The organism is Actinacidiphila glaucinigra (genome assembly GCF_035918135.1).
Taxonomy (GTDB): domain Bacteria; phylum Actinomycetota; class Actinomycetes; order Streptomycetales; family Streptomycetaceae; genus Actinacidiphila; species Actinacidiphila glaucinigra.
Window position 1 is genome coordinate 2,182,895 of record NZ_CP109144.1, and the last position, 20,101, is coordinate 2,202,995.

General features: G+C 72.5%; 11 protein-coding genes and 2 pseudogenes. 5 read left to right on the forward strand and 8 right to left on the reverse strand.

The features are described 5' to 3' along the window. Window positions 1-26: 26 nt before the first annotated feature. Genes OIE69_RS09660 through OIE69_RS09675 form a run of 4 tightly spaced genes read right to left on the reverse strand, consistent with a single transcriptional unit; the run spans window position 27 to window position 8,288 of the window. Complete coding sequence (locus tag OIE69_RS09660; RefSeq protein WP_326571540.1) at window positions 27-1,340, reverse strand: TIGR02679 family protein; 1,314 nt, start codon at window positions 1,338-1,340, stop codon at window positions 27-29. Next, complete coding sequence (locus OIE69_RS09665) at window positions 1,337-5,482, reverse strand: TIGR02680 family protein (RefSeq protein WP_326571541.1); 4,146 nt, start codon at window positions 5,480-5,482, stop codon at window positions 1,337-1,339. Before OIE69_RS09665 ends, OIE69_RS09660 begins: the two co-directional genes overlap by 4 nt. Beyond that, window positions 5,479-6,735, reverse strand: coding sequence for a TIGR02678 family protein (locus OIE69_RS09670; RefSeq protein WP_326571542.1), 1,257 nt, complete (start codon window positions 6,733-6,735; stop codon window positions 5,479-5,481). The genes OIE69_RS09665 and OIE69_RS09670 overlap by 4 nt, the downstream gene beginning before the upstream one ends. Beyond that, complete coding sequence (locus OIE69_RS09675; protein WP_326571543.1) at window positions 6,732-8,288, reverse strand: TIGR02677 family protein; 1,557 nt, start codon at window positions 8,286-8,288, stop codon at window positions 6,732-6,734. Before OIE69_RS09675 ends, OIE69_RS09670 begins: the two co-directional genes overlap by 4 nt. Window positions 8,289-8,487: 199 nt before the next feature. Here OIE69_RS09675 and OIE69_RS09680 point away from each other — a divergent pair, with 199 nt between their 5' ends. Next, window positions 8,488-9,042: a hypothetical protein gene (locus OIE69_RS09680; protein WP_326571544.1), complete on the forward strand. Its 555-nt coding sequence runs from the start codon at window positions 8,488-8,490 to the stop codon at window positions 9,040-9,042. Window positions 9,043-9,219: 177 nt separating this feature from the next. Here OIE69_RS09680 and OIE69_RS09685 read toward each other — a convergent pair whose 3' ends face one another. Together OIE69_RS09685 and OIE69_RS09690 are read right to left on the reverse strand one after the other, a co-directional pair. Then, window positions 9,220-13,506: an nSTAND1 domain-containing NTPase gene (locus OIE69_RS09685; protein WP_326571545.1), complete on the reverse strand. Its 4,287-nt coding sequence runs from the start codon at window positions 13,504-13,506 to the stop codon at window positions 9,220-9,222. Window positions 13,507-13,560: 54 nt separating this feature from the next. Further along, window positions 13,561-13,962, reverse strand: coding sequence for a CU044_2847 family protein (locus tag OIE69_RS09690; RefSeq protein ID WP_326571546.1), 402 nt, complete (start codon window positions 13,960-13,962; stop codon window positions 13,561-13,563). 336 nt (window positions 13,963-14,298) lie between these two features. Here OIE69_RS09690 and OIE69_RS09695 point away from each other — a divergent pair, with 336 nt between their 5' ends. Beyond that, window positions 14,299-16,515, forward strand: coding sequence for a carbohydrate-binding protein (locus OIE69_RS09695; protein ID WP_326571547.1), 2,217 nt, complete (start codon window positions 14,299-14,301; stop codon window positions 16,513-16,515). 306 nt (window positions 16,516-16,821) lie between these two features. Here OIE69_RS09695 and OIE69_RS09700 read toward each other — a convergent pair whose 3' ends face one another. Beyond that, a complete protein-coding gene (locus OIE69_RS09700; protein WP_326571548.1) occupies window positions 16,822-17,148 on the reverse strand; it encodes a hypothetical protein in 327 nt (108 codons plus the stop codon). Between the two features lie 212 nt (window positions 17,149-17,360). Here OIE69_RS09700 and OIE69_RS09705 point away from each other — a divergent pair, with 212 nt between their 5' ends. Then, a complete protein-coding gene (locus OIE69_RS09705; protein ID WP_326571549.1) occupies window positions 17,361-17,582 on the forward strand; it encodes a hypothetical protein in 222 nt (73 codons plus the stop codon). 252 nt (window positions 17,583-17,834) lie between these two features. Beyond that, complete coding sequence (locus OIE69_RS09710) at window positions 17,835-18,128, forward strand: hypothetical protein (RefSeq protein WP_326571550.1); 294 nt, start codon at window positions 17,835-17,837, stop codon at window positions 18,126-18,128. A 134-nt stretch (window positions 18,129-18,262) separates the two neighbouring features. Here OIE69_RS09710 and OIE69_RS09715 read toward each other — a convergent pair. After that, a pseudogene (locus OIE69_RS09715) lies at window positions 18,263-18,712 on the reverse strand (transposase family protein); the annotation flags it as partial. Between the two features lie 817 nt (window positions 18,713-19,529). On the opposite strand from OIE69_RS09715, the pseudogene OIE69_RS09720 reads away from it, so the two are divergent. Next, a pseudogene (locus OIE69_RS09720) lies at window positions 19,530-19,793 on the forward strand (IS110 family transposase); the annotation flags it as partial. Window positions 19,794-20,101 lie beyond the last annotated feature (308 nt).

Consider the following 20,101-nt stretch of genomic DNA (forward strand, 5'->3'; position numbering starts at 1 on the left):
GCGGCCGCCGCGCTCCTCCACCGGAATCAGCGCGCGCGGGGCTGCCCGGACGGCTCGGGCGCGAGGTCGGCGAGCAGGGTGTCCAGCACTGCCTCCTCCTCCACGCGGACGCCGTGCTCGACCAGGGCTTCGGCGAGTGACGGATCCCACGGGGAGGCCGCGGGAACGCCGGCCAGGGGCACCGCGCTGTCGCGGGCCGCGGCACGGTAGTCGGCGGCCGTGTAGCGCCAGGGAGTCCAGGGCACGCGGCCGAGCAGGGCGGCGGCGATGCGCAGTCCGCCCCAGTCGAAGTCACCGTGGTAGCGCAGGCTCGCACCCTGCTCCGCCGTCCGCCGCAGAAGCGTGAGGGCGGCGGCGGACGGCTGGCCCTGGAGGCACACCAGGGGCGGGCAGTGCGCCCCGTACGCGTCGGCGGCGGCTGCCACGACCGCGGGGTTCTCGCAGACGTACATCACCGCCCCCGCCGTCATCGGCGCTGTACCCGCGGTGAGTTGACGGAGGGTGAGTACGGCCGGTTCGCCGTTCGCGGTGAGCCAGTCCAGGGCGGGGGTGCCGCGCAGGCCGAGGGTGAGGACCGTGGAGGACAACTCGTCGCGCAGCAGTCCGGCCGAGGCCCATGCCTCACGTCGCCACTCGGTCCCGGAGCCGTCGGGGAAGCCGGTCAGCGCGCGGATTCCGGACAGGGTGAGGGTGGTCAGCGGTGTTCCGTCGTCGAGGGCGTGCGCGGAGCCGAGGACGCGGGCGGCGAAGGCGGGCAGCGAGACCGCGGGGTCCGCGGGGAGTTCGCGCAGGACCCGGACGGTGGCTGCCAGCAGGTCGTCGGCCGACTCGGGTGTGCGGGCGAGGCGCCGTACGAGACCGTCGGCGCGCAGCCGCGCAGCCCAGGCGGCGAGCCCGGGCAGCTGATCCAGCCGCGCGTACGCCGCCTGCCACGCGCGGTCCTCGTCGGCGCGCGTCTCGCGCAGGGGGACCACGGGTCCGGTGAGGGCCGTGACCGCGGCGGCGAGGCCGTCCGGGCTGATGCCGGAGCGGCGCAGTACGGCGTCCACCGTGTCCAGCCGGATCGTCAGTGAGCGGCCGCCGCCGGGCGCCCGGCCCAGCAGGCTCTCGGCCGCCCGGCGCTGGCCCTCGGTGGGTGCGCCGAGGGACACGCTGCCGGTGAGCGGTTCCCCGCGTTCCATCCTGCGGCGGGCCCGCTCGACGAGCCAGGTGAGGTCGGGGCCGCCGAGCAGGCGCGTGAGGCGGACGGTGTCCACGCGCGCCGGTTCCGCCCGCAGGGCGTCGCTGGGGCGCCGCTGGGGAGGCGGTGTCGTGCGGCCCGCCTCCGGCTGCACGTTCACAGGCCCTTCAGCGCTTCGAACTCCTGCTCCCCAGGGGCGTGCCCCGTGCCCGGCCGCGCCGGATCCACCGCCCGTGCCCTCGTCATGCCGTCCCACTCCCAGCGGGTGACGAGCACCGCGGCGACCTCGTCGATGCGCGAGAGCTGGGCGATGGCGATGCCGGGCACCTGCGGGTAGCACGCCCATTCGCGTTCGCTGGTCATCACGACGTCCAGGTCGAAGGCGTGGAGCAGGCCGAGGCACTTGGCGCGGGAGTCGTCGTCGACGCCGGCGAACGCCTCGTCGAGGGTGACCAGGCGCGGCGCGTGCGGGTTGCCGGCGGTGGCGTAGTGGGAGGAGGCCGCGGCGAACAGGGGGACGCAGACGGCGAGGACGCGCTCGCCGCCGGAGGCGGGGCCGGTGGCGGGGACCCATCGGCCCTGCTGGTGGCGTTCGATGCCGAACTCGTGCCAGGTGCGGTAGTCGAGGGCGGCGGTCAGGTGTTCCAGCCAGCTGCCGGAGGCGTCCTCGCTCTGCCGTGCGGTGATCTGCGCTTCGAGGAACTCGCCGACGGCGGCCCGGTCCTCGGGTGTCCAGGCGTCGGCCGACTGGCGCAGCCGGGCGCGGGCCTGGGCGAGTCCGGCGGGGGCTTTGCGCGAGGGGCGCCAGACCAGGCGCAGTTTCATGCCGGTGGAGGTGGGCCGCTGCTCCAGTTCGTCGTTCATGGCGGCGACCTGGCGCTCGGCCGCGCCGATCAGTTCCTGGAGGGTGCCGGCGACCTCGGTGATGAGGTGGGTCTCCAGGATCTCGCGTTCGTGGGAGGACAGGATGCGGGTCAGTTCGCCGACCTCGACGGCGAGGGCGTCGGCAAGTTCGGGGACGGCGCGGGCACGGCCCTGGTAGACGATGTCCACGACCATGCCGTCCTCGACCATGCGGGCGGCGGCGGAGTGCCCGTGCCGGGACAGGGCGTCCTGGAGGGTCTTCAGCTCTTCTCCGAGTCGCTTCTGTACCCGCTCCCAGGCGGCCTCGGAGTCGTCGGTGGCCGCGAGGTCCGCCTCGACGGCGCGGGCGAGTGCGATGGCGGCGGTGGCGCTCCAGGGCCCGGCGTCGTTCGGGGGCGCGTCGGTGCCGGGCAGCGCGACGGTGAGCAGTCCGGTGCCGGTGAACCGCTGGAGGGCGGCGATCGCGGTGGCGCGGGCGGCGACGGACTCGGCGATGTCCCGGTCCAGTTGCTCGATGCGTCCTCCTGCCTTGCCCCCGCGTTCGACCGCCTCGGTGTGGGCCTGCTGCGTGCTCTTGCGGCCCGCGGCGTTCGCGGCGAGGGCGGCGGCGGTCTCGGCGAGGCGGCGTTCCAGCTCGGCGACGGCCGCCCCGACGGTGGAGCGCAGGGTGGTGTGGCGTTCGTCGGCCGCTGCGGCGTCGTGTCCGGCCTCCTCGGCGCGCAGGGCGATCTCCGCGGCGCGCTCGCCCGCCTGGGCGGCGTCGCCTCGTTCCTGCTCGACGGTGCGGGCGGCCTCGGTGCGTTCGCGCAGCGCGGGCCAGAGGGCTGCCAGGGCGACATCGAGTGCGGACAGGGCCTGGCGTACGGCGGCGAGTCCCGGGCGGTCGGTGGGCAGGCCGAGATCGGCCGTGGTCCGGGCGAGTTCGGCGGTGGCCTGCTCGGCCCGCTCCGTCGCCTCGGTGAGGTCGGCGGCCCGCTCGTTCCTGCGCCGTGTGGCCCTGCCGGTCTGCTGGGCGGCGGATTCCAGCCGGGCGTGGGCCTGTCGCAGCGGCGCGTCGTCGGGTACGGCGGCGAGCTCGGAGTCGAGCGTGCGGCGGCGGGCAGCCACGGTCTGCGCCTCGGCGGTGACCGCCGCCTCCTCGGTGGCGAGACCGGCGAGTTCCGCTCGTAGTACGGCGATCCGGGCGCGCCGGGCTTCCTCGCGGGCTCCCTCGCCGATGTATTCGGCGGCAGGCTTGGCCCAGCGGCCGGTGAGGGCGCCGGTCCGGAAGCGGCCGTCGGCGTGGACCCAGGTGTCGGTGTGCGGGGCGGTGTCGTGGGGCCCGTAGCCGATTGCGGCGAGCAGCCGGGCCACCGTCTCCTCCCCCACGGCGGCGGCTGCCGCGTCGCCTCCGTCCACGGCCGGCCGGAGCACTTCGGCAAGGGCGCCGGTGGGGACGGGGCCGCGCGGCGGGTCGAGCAGGATGTCGTGACCTTCCGCTCCCAGGGCGGTGCCATCCGGGCGCACCCAGGCGTCCAGCAGCCCGGACGCTTCCAGTGCCGCCTCGATGCCGGCGCGGTCCTGCTCGGGGACCGTTTCGCGGAAGTCCACCAGCCGCCACAGGGGTGCTCCGGGCGCCCCGTCGCGTACGCCAGGGGTGCGGGTGTACGGGGGCCGGGGACCGCGGCGGCCGCCGGATTCCAGGACGCCGAGTTCCGCTTCGGCGGTTCGGCGTCTGCCGTCCAACTCGGCCTGTCGTTGCGTCACTTCGGCGGACCGGGCGGCCAGTTCTCCGGAGCGCGTGCGGTGGGCTAGGACCGCTGCTTCGCGGGCCGGGTACGGCCCGTTGAGATGCTCCGTCCACTCCTGGAGCTCGTCCAGCAGGCCGACCGGATCGGGGTACGCCAGTTCCGTCCATCCGGCGGCTCGCTCGCGCACGGCGTCGAGCAGGTCCCGGCTCGCGGTCTGGACGGCGCCGTGGGCGAGGGCGTGGTCCTCCTGGGTGTGGACGAGGTCGGACTCGGCCTCGTCGAGACGGCGGGAGGCGGCCAGGCGGTCGGCCGTGGCGCGGTCCGCCGCCTCGGCGAGTTCGTGCACGTGGTCGAGGGTTCGGCGCCTGCGGTCCGCCGCCGCCGCGACGGCGTCGCGGTCCGGTTCCCGGTCCTCGGGCAGTTCCACCCGGGCGTCCGTCGCGGCGTCGCGTACTGCGGCGAGCGCCTGCGCGGCCTGGTGGCCGGCCGCGTCGAGCCGGTTCTCGGCGGCGGTCAGGCGGGCCCGCGCCCGCGCGAGCACCTGCTCGGCCTGCCGCCGGTCGTCCTCTGCGCGGTCGCGGGCGTCGGCGGTGTTCCGGGCGTGCCGGGCGGCCTGCTCCAGTTCGCGGGCGCTGCGCATCTCCGGGCCCTCGCGCAGGGCCGCGTCCTGGGCCTTGAGCCGGGCCTCGGCCTCCTCCAGGGCGGCAAGGCGCTCCTCGGCCTCGGCGCGCTCCTCTTCCGCCCTGGTCCTGTCGGTCCGCGCTTCGGAGAGTTCGCGTTGCAGGGATTCGTACCGTGCGTGTTCGGTGCGCGGCAGCCGGGCCCGGCGGCGGGAGGCGATGCGGGCGTAGCGGCGGTAGTGGTCGAGGAAGGCGGAGGCGGCCTTCTCGGCCTCGGCGGCGGAGCGCAGTTCCTCCTTCTCCTCGTCCAGGGAGCGGAAGGCCTCCGCGACGTCGGCGATGACGGCCTGGTCCATGGGTGGCAGGGCCTCGGTCAGCGCCTTGGACAGGGCGGCTTCGTTGGGGCGCTTGGACAGCTGGGGCTGGCGGAGTTGGATGAGGAGGTCGACCAGGGCGGCGTAGCGCTGTTCGCCGAGGCCGAACAGGGCCTCGTCCACGGCTCGGCGGTAGGCGCCCGCCTGGTCGTAGACCATGCCGTGGCCGGTGACGGCCTCGGCGATCCGGTCGCGGGACAGGGGGGTTCCGGTGGCGTCGAGGAAGGCGAGCCCCTGTCCGGCGCGCTGGTCGGTGACGACGAACCAGTGGCGGACGATGCCGCGCCCGGAGACGGCCTTGAGGCCGCAGGCGAGGGTGCGGAAGTGCTCCTCGCCGGTGGTCTCGTCGCGCCGTCCGAACTCGATCCAGGTGTAGCCGAGGCGCTCGGGATGCGGGTGCTCGCCGCCGAGCAGGAGGTTCCACTCCATGCGCTTGCCGGGGTCGGCGTCGGGTTCGACGCGGCGCGCGGACAGGTCGCCGTCGAGGAGGAAGGGCAGGGTGAGGGCGAGGACCTTGGACTTGCCGGTGCCGTTGTTGCCGCGCAGCAGCAGGCGGCCGTCCTTGAAGTGGAACTCCTCGGTGTCGTAGAGGAAGAGGTCCACCAGTCCGGTGCGCAGCGGCTGCCAGCGGGACCGGCCGGGGCGGGGCAGATCGGGCACGGCTCCGACGGTGGCCGGCGACGGATGGCGGGGGGCGGGGAGAGCGGCGGTCATCGCTGCGTGGTCCTTGGCTGGGTGGTTCTGGGCTGGGCGGTCCTTGGCCGGGGGGTCTTTCCGGGTTCGAGCACGACGGTCTCGCCGACGGCGTAGCGCGCGAGGGCGGGGCGGGGCGCGACCCCGTCCGGGGTGCGGACGGCGAGGGAGAGGGCGGTGAGTTTGGTGAGGGCCTGCTCGACGAGTTCGCCTTCTGCGCCCGGCTCGCGGGCGGTTTTGGCCCAGAACCCGCCGTGCTCGTGGGCGAGTTCGCGGACTTTTCGCTTCAGCTCCTCGGTGGTGACCGGCCCCTGTCGGGCGGCGAGGTGTTCGGCGAGGAGGAGGGTGACGTGGCCGTGTGTGCCCTGTTCGGGCATGCGGACGTCGGTGAGGTCGTCGTCGGGGTCGATCATGGCGATGCCTTCGGCCCGGACTTCGGGGACGAGACCGGTGAGTTCGGTGATGCGGGCGGTGAGGAAGCCGCGCTGGCGGGTGAGGTAGGCGAGTTCGGTGTCGGTGAGGGTGTCGTAGTAGAGGACGGGGTCGTCCAGCAGGCGGCGGGTGAGGGAGCGGCGCAGGGCGCGGAAGCGCAGTTCGTCGCTGTCGAGCGCGGTCTCGGCGGTCAGCGCGGCGAGCCGCTGCTCGAAGCCGTGCTCCTGGATCAGGGACGGGCCGTGCCGGGCGGCGAGGAGCCCGGCCAGCACGCGCCGCTCGACGTCGTAGAGCGCGTCACCCGCTCCGCTGACGTACGCGTCCTCGTCGCCCGCGACCCGGCGCAGCACGCCGAGGGCGAGCAGCAGCCGGACGACGGCGGCGAGGTCGAGGCGTTCGTCGCGCCGGTCGAGGGTGAACTCAATGCCTGCGGCGCTTAGTTGGGGGTCGGCGGCGTCCAGGACGACCTGTTCGGCGAGGCGGCCGAGCGCGATCTGCTTCTCGCCGCGCTCCAGCGCCGCGAGCGCCAGGCACAGCAGGACGTAGCGGCGGCGGGTGAAGGGGGCGCCGGCACGGCTGGCCTCGCGTGCGGGGTGGGTGGGGTCGGTGAGGGCACCGGGGGCTTTACGCAGCCGGGCGGCCTCCGCGTCGACGACGAGGGCCCAGCCCGTGTTGCGCTCGAACCAGTCCCGCAGTTCGGACGCGTGCTGCCGGACCAGCCGGAAGGCGTCGGCGTGCGGTCCGTGGGCGAGGAGCAGCGGGTGGGCGAGCAGGGCGCGGGCGGCCTTGCGGAGTTCGGCGGCGCGCTGCCCGTCCAGGACCTCGGCGAGAGGGGTGCTCACGGCGCCTCCTGGGTGAGGTCGACGATGTGGATCAGGTGGTCGGGGCCGCGGAAGACCCCGCCGGGGGTGCGGATCTCGGCGGTCGTGCCGTCGCCGAGGGCGCTGAGGCGGATCTCCATCGAGCCGTCGTTGCTGGTCGCGGTGGTGCGGGTCATGCCGGGCCGCCAGGTGGCGAGGGCGTCGCCGAGCAGGTGGAGGAAGAGGCCGAAGGCGAGCGGGTCGAGTTCGCCGAGCGCGGAGAGCCGGGTGGTGCCGTCGGTGGTGAGCCGGGCGCGGGCCGCGGCGGTCTCGGCGGTCTGCTTGGCCGCGATCTCCGCCAGGCGGCGCCGGGCCTGGGAACGGTCCTCGACCTTGCGGGGCTTGCCGCGCCGCTCGTAGCTGCCGGTGCGGCGCAGTTGGGGGCTGATCCGCAGGGGCTCGGCCTCGGCCCAGGGCGTGGCGGCGGGCAGCGGCCGGGCGGTGCGGGCGGCGAGGGTGTCCGCGTCGACGGTGAGATGGCGGGCGGGATAGAGGCCGAAGGCGGAGCGCCACAGCCGGTGCCGGGCGCCGTCGTCGGGGGCCTGCGCGAACCAGCGGGCGAGGGTGCGGAAGTCCGCGGAGCGGTCGGAGCGTCCGGCGCGCCGTTCGTTCAGTGCGCGGACGACGGCCAGCAGCTGGGGAATCGCTCCGAGGGCCCGCCCGCGCAGCAGCCGGGCCTGCGAGTCGCGTCCGTCGCGGCTGATGAACCACGCGCCGAGTCCGCTCCACCGTGCCTGCCAGCGCTCGTACGCCTCGTGCTGGGCGCTCTCGGCGGCGTCCGGGGAGGCGTCGGCGGCCTCGCGGGCGGCGGCGGTGGCCAGGAGGGCGTCGATGCGGTCCTCTAGTTCGAGGATGAGCTGGGCGATGCGGCCGCCGAGCGTGATCAGGTCCTGGATGAACCGCTCCAGGTACTGGATGAGCTGGTCCTTGTAGGCGAGGAACGCCTCTTGCGAGACGTCGTGGAGGTCGATGGTGCGCTGCAGCGAGCCCATGAAGGCGCGGGCGTTGTCGGCGAGGGCGGCGAAGCGGCTGGCGAGCCCGTCAAGGGCGAGGTGTGTCTTGGCGGGGTCGGGCGTGTCCTCGGCGGTGAGCACGAGCAGAGCCCGCAGCTGGGTGACGATGTCGTGCAGGGCCACGGCCTGCAATGAGCCGCGCCGCCCGAGCGCCTGGTCGTACGCGGCCAGGGCCTCCTCCGCGGCTTCGCCGGCCTGGGTGAGCTGGTACACGTACCGCTTGCGGTAGAAGTCCTCGACCGCGGTGACGCGGGCGGTGTCCGGGTCGGCGCGCAGATTGCCCCACGCCTGCTGGCTCAGGCTGTCCAGCGCCTTCGCCACAGCGTCCGCCTCGGCGGGCCGCGCGGCGACGGGCAGCGCCGCGTGCACGTCCTCAGGGCGGAGGTGGACCGCGTACCGCTCCTTGGCCTGCAGGAACACCCGCATGATCTCCCGGTAGAGGGCGGCGGTGGGGGTGCTGAGGTGCGCGAAGGGGCCGTAGGCGGGGGTTGGGTGTGGCTGGGGCGGCGGCGAATGGGTCATCGCAGGTCATTGTGGCCGACTTACGTCGGGGAGTGCACACGTTGACCGGGATTGATCAGCTCGGGACCAGCCCGCCCCTGCGGAGCGTCGGTAAGCGCGGGCCCTGCCGCCGTTGCCGCTCGAAGGGCGGCGGCAGTCCGGTCCTCGGGATGGGGTCCGAACCCTGGCCGAAGGGCCAGTCGCTTGCCATGATCCGGTCATGAGCGACAGTGAGGACGCCGTCTACGAAGCACGCCACGGATTCGACCGCCGTACCTCGGGGGTCCTGGCCGTGGCGGTGCTGTTCAGCGCGGTGCTGCTGATGCCCGGGACCGGCACTCCCCTGGTCCTGCGCATCGCCGGCACGGTCCTGTTCGCGGGAGGAGGTCTGGTGATGGCCGCGGGCGCTCTGACGCGCAAGGTGGCGTTCCGCGTCGACGGAACGGGCGTACTTCTCGGTGGATCCCCCCTCCGCTACCGGGCCACCACCGTCCACATCCCGTGGGAGGACATCACGGAGGTGGTGCTGTGGCGGCAGCGCGTGCCGAACGCCTCGATCCCCTGGGTCGGCGTCCGCCGCCGTGACGGCGCGCCGTCGCTGCCCGGACCCGGTCAGGGCGCCATCACCCGGGCCGTGGGCGGAGCTCTGGTGCCTGTGCCGTTCGAGGTCCTGCAGTCGTCCCGTGCGGTCAGCGGCTGGCGGCTTGACAGGCAGCGCCTCGCCGACGCTGTCGCGCGCTTCGCGCCGGGCCTGCGGATCGTCGACGGCCATTGAGGCAGGGATCGTTATTCCAGCGGGTTCGATGGCGATGGGGTCGTCGCCGGTGGATCCTTCCTGCGCACGCGGATGGGTCTTGGCCAGGGGCCGGTCCCGGACGCCGGCCCCTGCCGAGCACGGCGGCGTGCGAGGGGGCCCGGCCGCAGGCCCCCCGTCCACCTCGCTCGTTCCGGCTCAGTCGCAGACGTCATCGGTTCTGCTGCCGGGCGGGGCCAGAGCCTTCTCCGCCGGCGAGAGGCCGCGCCCGGCCACGGTGCAGAGCTTCTCCAGCCAGCGCTCCGCGTCGAGTTCGAGGACGTACCCGTCCGAGCCGTCGACCACGCCCATGGACGCGCCGTTCTCGGTCAGATCGGCGGTCGCGCCGTACCCCGGCGTGAAGGCGTAGCGCTGCGTGCCGCTGCGGACGTCCCAGGTGGTGTACTCGTTCAGCGTGCTCTGGGTGTTCAGCGTGGATTCCGATGCGAAGGCGCTGAGCCATTGGACGCCGCGGTACGTCAGCGGCTCCAGCCACTTGTCCTCGCCCGGCTTGTCCGTGTCCCACACCCGTACGCCTCCGTCGTAGGTCAGCACCGCGAGGAACCGCCCCGTCGGGTCGAAGGCCAGCTGCTTGACGACACCGACCTTCTGGGCATCGATGGACGCCGCCTCGCGGCCGTCCTCGAAGTCCCAGATCACGATGTCGTACTTCCCCGAGGGTGTGCGGACGGCCGCCTGCGCGTGCCCCGGGCGTGCCACCGCCCAGGTGCCGGCGGCCGCGAGGGACACCTCGACCGGCTCTTGGGCCCTGGGCTGGTAGGGCGTGCCCACCGCCCGGCCGCGCGCCAGGTCCCAGCGCACGACGTACGACAACGCGGAGATCACCACATGGTCCCGGTCGTCGAAGGTCGTGGTGACCCACGCCGGTGTACGGCCGGAGCGCGGGTCGGGGCGCGTGGGGTCGATGCCGGGCGGGCGTGGCAGATCGATCGGGTCCCGTTCCTGAAGGGTGTTCCCGCGCACCTCCCAGACCAGGACCGAGCCGCTGTCGGCGGCCGGTGTGAGGACCCGTGCGCCGTCGGGGCTGAACGTGGCGTACCGGGCGGCCAGCGGACGGGACGGCCGCACCGCGGCCAGCTGGCGGTGCGTCCGCAGGTCCCACAGGCGCAGCGCGTTGCCGTCGGCGTCGACGCTGACGACGCGGTCGTGGTCGGCGTCCACGGTCCTGATCCGGGCGGTGAGCATGGCGCTGTCGAACGCGGACGGTGCCGGAACATCCGCCACCATCACCGTCGCCCCGACACCGACCGCGGCGCGGAGCTTGCCCGGTGGTCCGGTGAGCGCCACGGCGGGCAGCTGCGAGTCACCGGTGAACGACTCGTCCTGCTGGGCGGGCGCGGGCAGGTCGAGGGTGGCGGGGCGCCCCTCGGCCAGGTCGAGCACCAGGAACCGGAACCTGCCGAGCGCGGTACCGAAGCGCTGCACAGGGTTGAGGAGGAAGCGACCGGTCCGGTCCAGGCGCGGCACGTACAGCGGGCAGACCAGGCCAAGTTGCCGGGTGCTGTACTGCCGGCGCACCTTCGGCGTGCCGGTCAGGTCCCAGGACTGCAGGATCCCGTCCGGGGCGCACCGCACGAGCGTCCGGCCGTCGCCGCTGACCGTGACGGTGCCGGTCAGGTCCGTTCCCCACGGCGACGGATCCCGCCGGCCGTCGGCGAGGTTCCAGCGCACCAGGCGGCCCGGGGCTCCTTCGGCCGCGCCTTCCGGGGTGATCCGGCCGATCACCGTCCCCTCGGGGCCGAACCACGCCTGGGCCGTCTGCCAGCCCTGCGGCGGGCGCAGCTCCCTGCCCACGCGCCTGCCGGTCTCCGACTCCCAGACCAGGACTCCTTCGCCGGGCTGCGCGGCGAGCACCCTGCGTCCGGTGCCGTCGAAGCGGAGGTCGGTGGCGGCGCGGGCGTTGGCCCGGACGGCGTCGCCGTCCCGCAGGACGACCGTGCGCCAGCGGCCGTCCGCGTCCGGCCCGATCCCCAGGGACACCTTCCCGCTGACGGAGGCCCAGGCGGAGATCCGCCCGTCGGGCGAGAGCGCGACGATCCTCGAGCCCGCCGGCAGGCCCCTGCGGTCCACCTTGTCCGTGCCGAGCGTGAGGCCGACGGCGTCGCCGGAGGTCATGCCCACATTGACGCGCCGACCGTCCTCGCTCATGGCGACATCACGGACCGGGGCGTGGTCGTCCCACACCACGCGCTCCACGTGCCGGAGCCGCAGGTACTGCCTGATCAGGGCGGTGCGCGCCTCGGGCTCCTGGGCGGTGCGGTACGCCGCGCCCGAGAACAGGGCCGACGTCACCACCGAGACGTCGTCGAGCTGCTCGGCCTGCCTCGCCAGCTGCTGCGACGCGGCCCGCCGCAGCTGGCCGCCGAGTTCCGCGTTGCGCCACAGAAAGAGCCCGGAGGCGACCAGCGCGAGCACCGTCAGGACGGCGAGCCCTCCGATGAACCACCGCTTCTGCCGTACCCGGCGCTTCGCGAGCTCCTCCTGGGCCGCGCGTCTGCCGACGGAGCGGTCGATGAATTGCCGCTCGGTGTCGGTCAGTGCGGGACCCCGTTGCGCCAGCCACTGCTCTGCCGTCGCCAGCGGCTCGCCCTCCAGCAACTGCCCGCGATCCACGTCGTGCCGCAACTCCGCACGCCAAGAGAGGAACTTGCGGTCCTGCCGTACGCGCTCCTCGAGCCGCTTCCAGGCGCCGATCAGTGCTTCATGGGCGAGTTCGGCGCTGACCGGTTCCCCGTTGCCGCCGCGCAGGACGAGCAGCCGTCGCTGGGCGAGCGCGGTCGCGATCCTCCAGCGTTCCTCGCCCGCCTCCTCCTGTCGCAGGGCGTTGCGCATCGGGACGTCGCCGCCCGGCAGGAAGCGGACGAGATCGGTGAGCAGCCGCATGGCCTCGGCCTCGTCCGCCTCGCGGACGCAGCTGCGCCAGGCGGTCTCGGCGTACTTCCCCAGGGCGCCTCGCACACCTCCCACTTCGCGGTAGGTGTCGAACCTGAGCCGGCCGCCGGCCTGCCCGTCCCACAGCTGTGCCATGACGAACCCCAGCAGCGGCAGCGCGCCGGGGCCGTCCCCCGCGTCGTCCAGCATGCGCTCCACGAGCCCGTCGTCGTAGGTGACGGCGGGAGTCAGTTCGAGGGGGCTGCGGATCACCTGCGCCAGCTGGGCGCGGGACATGGGGGCGAGCAGCCGCACGCTGCCGCGGCCGAGTGCGGGGCCGAGCAGGGGGTGGTTGAGGGCTGCGTCCGTGAAGTCGGACCTGAGCGTGACCAGCACCCGCAGCCCTTCGGACCGGCGCTCGGGGAACAGCAGCCGGACGGCCTCCTCGACCGTGCCGTCCGGTTCCGCGAGGAGTTCCTCGCCCTGGTCGAGCACGACGAGCAGCCGCTGCTCCGCTTCCCCGCTGGTGGTGCGCAGGACGTCCATGAGGCCGCGCTCCGCGAGGAGGTCCTCGACCTGCCGCGCCTCCTGCGCCCTCGCGGCTCCGCGCAATGCGGGGCGGACGGCCGTCACGAGCTCCGAGGCGAGCGCCGCCCGCAGGGAGGAGTCCTCGCCGGCGCGCACCACGAGGACGGCATGGCCCCGCTCGCGCATCCGCGGCACCACACCGGCGCGGGCGAGCGAGGACTTGCCGCAGCCGGAGGGGCCGACGAGGGTGACGCACGGCTCCGGCCCGGCGAGGAGCGCGGTGACGTCGGCGATGTCGTCGCGGCGGCCGAAGAGGACCTCGGAGTCGGCCTCCTGGAAGGTCGACAGGCCGCGGTACGGAGAGGCGGGGCGCACCACGGGCGCGAGGTCGGGCAGTTCGGATACGAGTGTGCGGGTGGGCACCAGGAAGCTCTGCTGGACTCCACCGGGCTGGATCACGACGACCATCCCGGCGACGGCCCGCAGTTGCTCGTCCCAGACCGGGCTGCCGCTGAAGCCCTCCTCGACGGGCACGCCGTGCGGATCCGCCTGCGAGAGCTGCACCCAGCCCTCGGCGGTGACGCCGCGCAGCCGTCCGTAGTGCCACACCCCGCCCGGGGATCGCCGCGGGAAACCCGGTACGCGTACGTCGTGTCCCCACACCCGTTCGGTGTCGGCCATGTGCACGGGGTGGGCGCCGGGGATGGCCGCGCGCAGGCGGAGGACCGCGATGTCGCCGGTCTGGTCCTCCCGTACGGGAACCCAGCGCTCGACGTCGGCCGCGCCACCGCCCGAGGCGAAGGGAAGGTCGACGTAGACCTCGGTGCCGGCCTCGACCTCGTCCTCGCGGGGCCGTCCGAGGGCGTCGCTGACGACATGCGCGCAGGTCAGCACGAGGTCGGGGGCGACGAGGAAGCCGGCGCCGGCGAGTTCGCCGCCGGGGCCCTTGACCCGGACGACGGCAGCGGCCAGTGCCTCTTCGGGGCTGCGGGACGCGGCACCGGCGCCCGCCTGTGTCCCCGCCATCGCAGCCGTCACCGCAACCTCCGGGCCCCCGTGACCCCCGTTGGGCCAACTCCGTTACGGAGTATCCCCGTTGAGGGGGGCCCGGTCACCCGGGTTCTCGTCACGGTTCTCACTCCGGTTCTCACCCCGGTGCCAGGTCAGGGTGACCGCGAAGTTGGCGGCCGTGGCGGTGCTGGCGATCACGACGTCCGCCTCGGCGGACAGGGAGACGCCGAATTCGAGGGTCACCTCGTCCGGGGCGTTGACCATGCCGCGGAAGCGGTCCACGAAGCTGTCCGCGACGGGCCGGACGGTGTCCAGCATCTGCCCGAGGGAGCGTTCGGCCCTCGCCACCGCCCGGCCGCCGCGTCCGACCCGGACGAGACTCTCGTCCACCTCGCGGATCTGGACCCGCACGACGTCATCGCTGCCGTCGCCCAACGGCACTTCCACGGTGTGCACAGACCGGTCGGCCATGGCGGTCCTCCTTCACTCCGGGGCAGAGTGCCGCGATCTTAACGGTCCTCAACGCGCTGCAGGACGGCTGGGGTTGAGCACTGGATGGAGCGCTGCGGAGATTCCGGCTGCCCCAGCGCGAGTCGAAGCCACGGCACCCGCGGGTCGGCGGGCGCGCCGCTGGATCCCGCCGAGGAGGCGCGGAGGAACTTTCTTCACGCCTTTTTTCATGTCTTGACAGAACACCGACAACGCTGTTTCGATCTGCTCGCGTCCTGAGGAGGGAGAGGGGGCGGATCCGTCCGAGGGATCGGGACCACGTACGACCCGCGCATCCCATCAGAAAGGAAGGACATCGTGAGACGTTCCCTCATCGGGGCAGCCGCAGCTCTCACCATGGTCGTTCTCGTCGGCACGGAGTCGGCGGCCCCGGCCGCCGTACCGCACCACGGCCCCTCCGTGACGGGCACCTACTCCACGGGGGCCGGCCACGCGTGGCAGCCGTTGCCGGCCGTGAGCCAGGGCGCCCCCACCGACGCGACCGTCGTCGTCGACCCGAGCAGCCCACGTCAGAAGTACTCGGGCATCGGGTTCTCTCTGGACGAGACGAGCGTGTCCAATCTGTGGAAGCTCACCCCCGCCAAGCGCGAGGAGGCCGTCCGGCTGCTCGTCGACCCGAAGACCGGGGCGGGCATGAACCGGTTCCGCCTCACGATCGGCAGCCCCGACCTCATCGAGCACCTGCCCTTCTGGTCGGAGGACGACCTTCCCGCCGGGGTCACCGACGACTTCCGGCTGAAGTACTTCTCCATCCAGCGCGACATCGACCTGCACATCGTCGACACCATCAAGCTGATCCAGCGATACAACCCGAAGGCCACGTTCTTCGCGTCCGCGTGGAGCGCCCCGGCGTGGATGAAGACCAACAACCGGTTCACGGGTGAGGTCGCGCTCAGGCCGGGCAGCACGACGGACTACTACCAGGTCGGCAAGCTCAGGGACGACTGCATCGACGTCTTCGCCCGCTACTACGTCAAGTTCGTCCAGGCGTACGCCCGGCACGGCATCCGGGTCGACGCCCTGACCCTGCTGAACGAACCCGGCATGGACGTGGTCTACCCGGCCATGGACATCGATGTCGCCCAGCAGCAGAAGCTCGCCCTCGCGATCAAGAAGGCCCTGCACAAGGCCGGACTGAACACGGGCCTGTACGTCCACGACTTCAACTTCTGGGACTGGCGCGACCCGAACAGCACCGCGACGAAGAACTACTACCGCATCTTCAACGACGCCCCGGACGGGTCCGTAACCGGTCGGCAGGTCCTGAACGCCACCGACGCCATCGCCTTCCACCCCTACTGGGGCGACCCGAAGGTCATGCGCGACGCGTTCGAGCAGACCGGCAAGCCGGTCCACATGACCGAGACCAGCGACCTGTCCGCGGCAACGATCCTGAACTACTTCCGCCTCGACGCGAGCTCCTACGTCCTGTGGGCGCAGGCCACCGACCAGGACGGCGGCACGCTGCACTGGACGCCCGCACGGGACAACAACGTCGACTGGGACGAGGTCGCCGCGACCACCAAGTGGCCCGACCGCCTGGTCAAGGTGAACACCACTACCAGGGACTTCACCGTCCGCGACGAGCTCTACGCCATGGGGCAATTCGCGAAGTACCTCACGCCGGGCGACGTACGCCTGGAGTCGAGCGCCGCGGCGGGCGGCGTGAGCAACGTCGTCTACCGGCACGGCGCCGACAGGTTCGTCGCGGTCCTCGGCAACGCCAACAACACCGACACCACGGTGCGGGTCGTGCTCGCCGGCAGGTCGTTCGTGGTGAAGGTCCCGGCGAACTCGTATGCCACGTACCGCTGGCAGCAGCGCATCCCCCGGCCCCCGCACAACAGGGCGCCCGTGGTGGCTGCGGTGCCCGACGTGGTGGCGGACCAGTACGCCACGGTGCAGGTCCCGCTCAGGGCGACCGACCGCGACGGCGACCCCCTCGCGTTCTACGCGACCGACCTCCCGGACGGCGTGACCCTCGACCCCGTCACGGGGGTGGTGACGCTCAAGCCGACGGTGGCCGGCGAGCAGGACGTGACGGTGACCGTCACCGACGGCACCGCGCACGCGGAGGTGACCCTGCACGTGACGGTGCACCCGCACAGCGCGCCGGTCGGGGTGAGGGTCGAGGCGGAGTCCTACGCCGCGCAGCACGGCTGGACGGCGGGCGGAGCCAACTTCATCGAGGCCAACCCCGCGGCGAGCGGCGGCGCGAACGTCGGCTGGACGGCGCCGGGCAACTGGCTGGACTACGCCGTCGACGTCCCGAAGGCCGGAACGTACGACTTGGAACTGCGCGTCGCCACCGGTGGCGGTGCGGCCATCCCGGACGCACTCACCTTCCGCGACGCGAGCGGCACGACACTGGCCACGGCGTCCGTCCCGAACACGGGCGGCTGGGCCACCTACCAGTCCGTCCACGTCCCGGTCACCCTCGCGGCGGGCGACCAGGTGGTCAGGCTGCTCTGCGAGACCGGCGGATTCAACATCGACTACCTGCGGTTGTCGTAGCGCCCCGGGCGGCCCGCTGTCACTCCCCGGCAACGGGCGGGTAGTGACGACAGGCCACCGCCGGACCACGCAGCGCCGGTGGGAGCGTGGCTACACCTGACATTCGAGGAAAGGCCCAGGTCGGGGATGGATTCCCGACCTGGGCCTTGTGCCGTCCAGAGCAGTACAGCCGTCCGTACCCGTCCGCAGCGTCCTCGTCGTCCTTCGCGGTCAGCCGGTTACGGCGCTGGGGGCTGCTCGGCCTTCCCGTTCACCGCGTCTGGCGGTGCGGTGAACGGGCCCACCTGCCCTGGCTGGTACTCGCCATCAGGCCATGCAGCGGGCGAACGCCTGCACAGTGCCTGAGGTCTTCGCCTCGTTCTGGAATGAGATCTGCCACTGCGTGGCGCTCATCGGACGGTTGTCCGTCACGTCGATGCTGGCGGAGGACACCTTCCAGCCACCGCTGATGGCATTGGTGCCCGCAGGGCAGGTGACAGTGACGATCTTGCTTTGGTTGGCCTCGATCGACCCGACCGGACTGTTCACGGTGTCGGGGGACGATGCGGTCACTTCCACAGCCAGCGCAGGGGACGCCAGGCTAAGAGCCAGCGCGGGGGCGGCGGCCAGGGCGAGGAGCTTGCTGCGGGTCATGGTTCGACCTCCCTTGAGTGGCTCGCGCATTCGGACGAATCGAATGCACCAGCCCAGACTGGGCGGGGCGTAAGGGAACCGCCATTCGATACCCCCATTGGAGTGACGGAATGCGTACCGTTGTTTATTGATCGTGGTGGAGTGGGCGACCGCCGAAGGCCCTGCACATCGGCGCAGGCCGCGAAGCCCGCGGCTTCGGCAACGACCCCGGGATGGGGATCGAAGTGGCCGTCCATGAGAACCCGCGGCTCGGCCTCCTGGCACCCCTCGTGCCGTACAGCATCCACTCAGAGGGATGGAGCCGAGGCGCCGCGGCGTACAGCACCGGCCTCTGGGGCGAAGTACCCAAGGTCGCCAGGGTGGCCGTCGGCTGTGTTCGCTGCGGTTCGCCCAGTTCGAAGGAGGAGCACTGGCGGGCGCTGGACCACGCGTGAGACGACGTGTACGCAGGGGTGCGCTGCCCGGAATGCGGCTGGGAAGTGGGGGGCGAGATCCCGTGGCGGGCGAGTCCTACTGTCAGTCGCCCGAGGGTCACGTCCAGCGCCGAGCCGCTCCCCGATGACGAGGCATTCGCCGTCGACCAGCTCCAGGACGTCGGGGCAGTTGTTGGATGCGGTCGACCCGTGCTCGGCGGGCGTCGATCCGATAGGGCACAGGGGACTCGTTGCAGTGACAGGATCGGCGCTATGGGCACCGAGACCGATTGGGTGTACCGGGTCTTCGAGCCGCACGGCTCGGAGGGATGGCGCCCTTATGACAGGGATTCCGAGCGGTGGCGGGGCACGATCACCGCCGATGACTCGAGCGAGGGCCCCCGATACGCCGTCGCCCTCGTCGTCGCCGACCTGATGACCGAGTGGAAGGTGCGCGGCCTTTCCAGGGCGAGGCACGTGCGCGTCCTCCTCTGGCGTGAGGAGGAGGGCGACCAGGCGGACGCGGACATCATCATGGAGGTCCGGCCGGACATCCACGCCGAGTAACCGGCGGGTGCCCGATTCACCGCGTCTGGACCGATCAAGGTCCAGGGCTAACCTGCCGCCGAGGCCGCGTCAGCGCGGCCAGGTCGACCGACTGGTTGTTGAGGGACATCGCGAGGTCGGAGGGGGAAGGCATCGCCGGCGCATAGGTAGGCCAGATCTGTCGAGGCGGGGATGCCGGGGCGGACGCAGGTGGTCACGATGCGATGGGTGCGGGCCGCGATCAGATCGTGGGTGCGTCCGGGCAGAGCGCGAGAGATCAACACGATCTCCCCTTACGGGTCGGTGATGACCTCGAGATTCACGGCGTGGCGGCGGGTGCCGGAGTAGTCAGCGCGGCCGTCACCGGCCCGGTCGCACTCGGCGAGGGTGCCGTCCACCAGCACATACTCCGCATCGGCTGCGCGCAGGGCATGGGCCAGGCCGGGAGCGCGGCGGGCAAGGAGACTGGTGACGGATCGGACGTAGGCGTGGGCGGTGCCGACGCTGATCCGGAAGCCGGCAGCGATCTGCGCGAGGGTTTCGTGCTTGCGCAGGTACACCAGCACGACCAGGGCCCGCCGTGAGGGCCGGAGCTTGCAGCGGCGCCGCAGGGCGAGCCGGGTGTCGCAGTCGAAGGTGATCGCGTGGAGCTTCCTGCAGAATTTGCCGAAAACCTATTGACACCCCACATATGTTGTGCATCGTGGTTTATAGGCCATAACACCGAAAGAGTTGCAAAGTCGATGAGGACGTCTGGTCGGCGGAGTGACTTGGACAGGATGTGGTTCAGGCCCCCGGCAAGCCGGCGCGATACCGAGGCGACAGTGACGACTGAAGCTTCAGGACACGCGCAGATCTACCGGGGACTGTTTTGCCCTCCGAGCCTTCGCACGAGCCGAGCGCCGGTGCGAAGGCTCTGGCACGTCGGCTCTCCCAGCGGAATCGAAGAGCAGCAGACGTAGCCGGTTCCTGCAGGCGAGACCTGTTCGTTGGAAGTCTGCCTACTCGATCAAGGCGCTCCCGCCACGCACAGCGTGGCGGCGCGCGGCGCGACGCCTCGGGCCGACGCTCCTGATGGGGACGTAAGCGTTGGGGATGGCCGACGCACGGTGCCGTATCCGCTCCTGAGGCACTGACCTCTTAAGACAGAGCCGAGCCCGTGCGCCGGTCGTCCCCTGCATTCGCCGGGGACGCGTGGCCCGGCGGGGCCCGGGCCACGCTCTAGCCTTCGTCCCGCTCGCCCGGCCCCTCCGGGCTACGCCACCAGGAGCGTCGAAGTCGTTGGCGTCGTGGACCAGGCCGCTGGCAGGGATCACCTCTCACCGCATCGGGAACCACAGAGTTCCCCCGCAGACCGAGGGCCCCGCCGGTCGCCGGGGATCGCGAACGGCTGATCGGATGACGGGCCGCACGAGCCCTTCCATGAGGGAGTTGTGCATCCTGCAAGGCGGAACCCCGCTAGCCAAACTCCGCATCAACGACAACGCCGCCGGCCTGACCCAGCTACTAGATCTGCTGGCAGAGCACGGCGACACCCCCGAGTTCCCGATCCCGGTGGCCATCGAGACCTCCCACGGACTGCTGGTCTCCTGCCTGCGCACAACCGGCCAACCCGTCTACGCCATCAACCCGCTCACCGCCGCCCGCTACCGCGGCCGATACGCCCTGACCCGCAAGAAGTCCGACCACCTTACGAAGGCAATCGACATGCCGTCCCGGTCGGCACGGGCTGCCGCGTCAGCGGTCGCTGGTTCCCTTGCGCGGCGTCACCTGTGACGCCGGAGGAGCGGATCCGAGTAGCCCGGGCCCTGCAACTGCCCTCGTATGGCGGCCGGGTGCGGCCTCGCCATCAAACCGGACAGTTTGCGTACTTGTGGTCGCGTCGCGAAGGCGCCCTCCGCGACGGCCGGAGGCAGGCGCGGCCCCTGAAGCGGGAATCGGCGGGCCGCTCGCCGGTGCTCGACGTGAAGGCCGGTACCGGGGCTCTCCTGAAA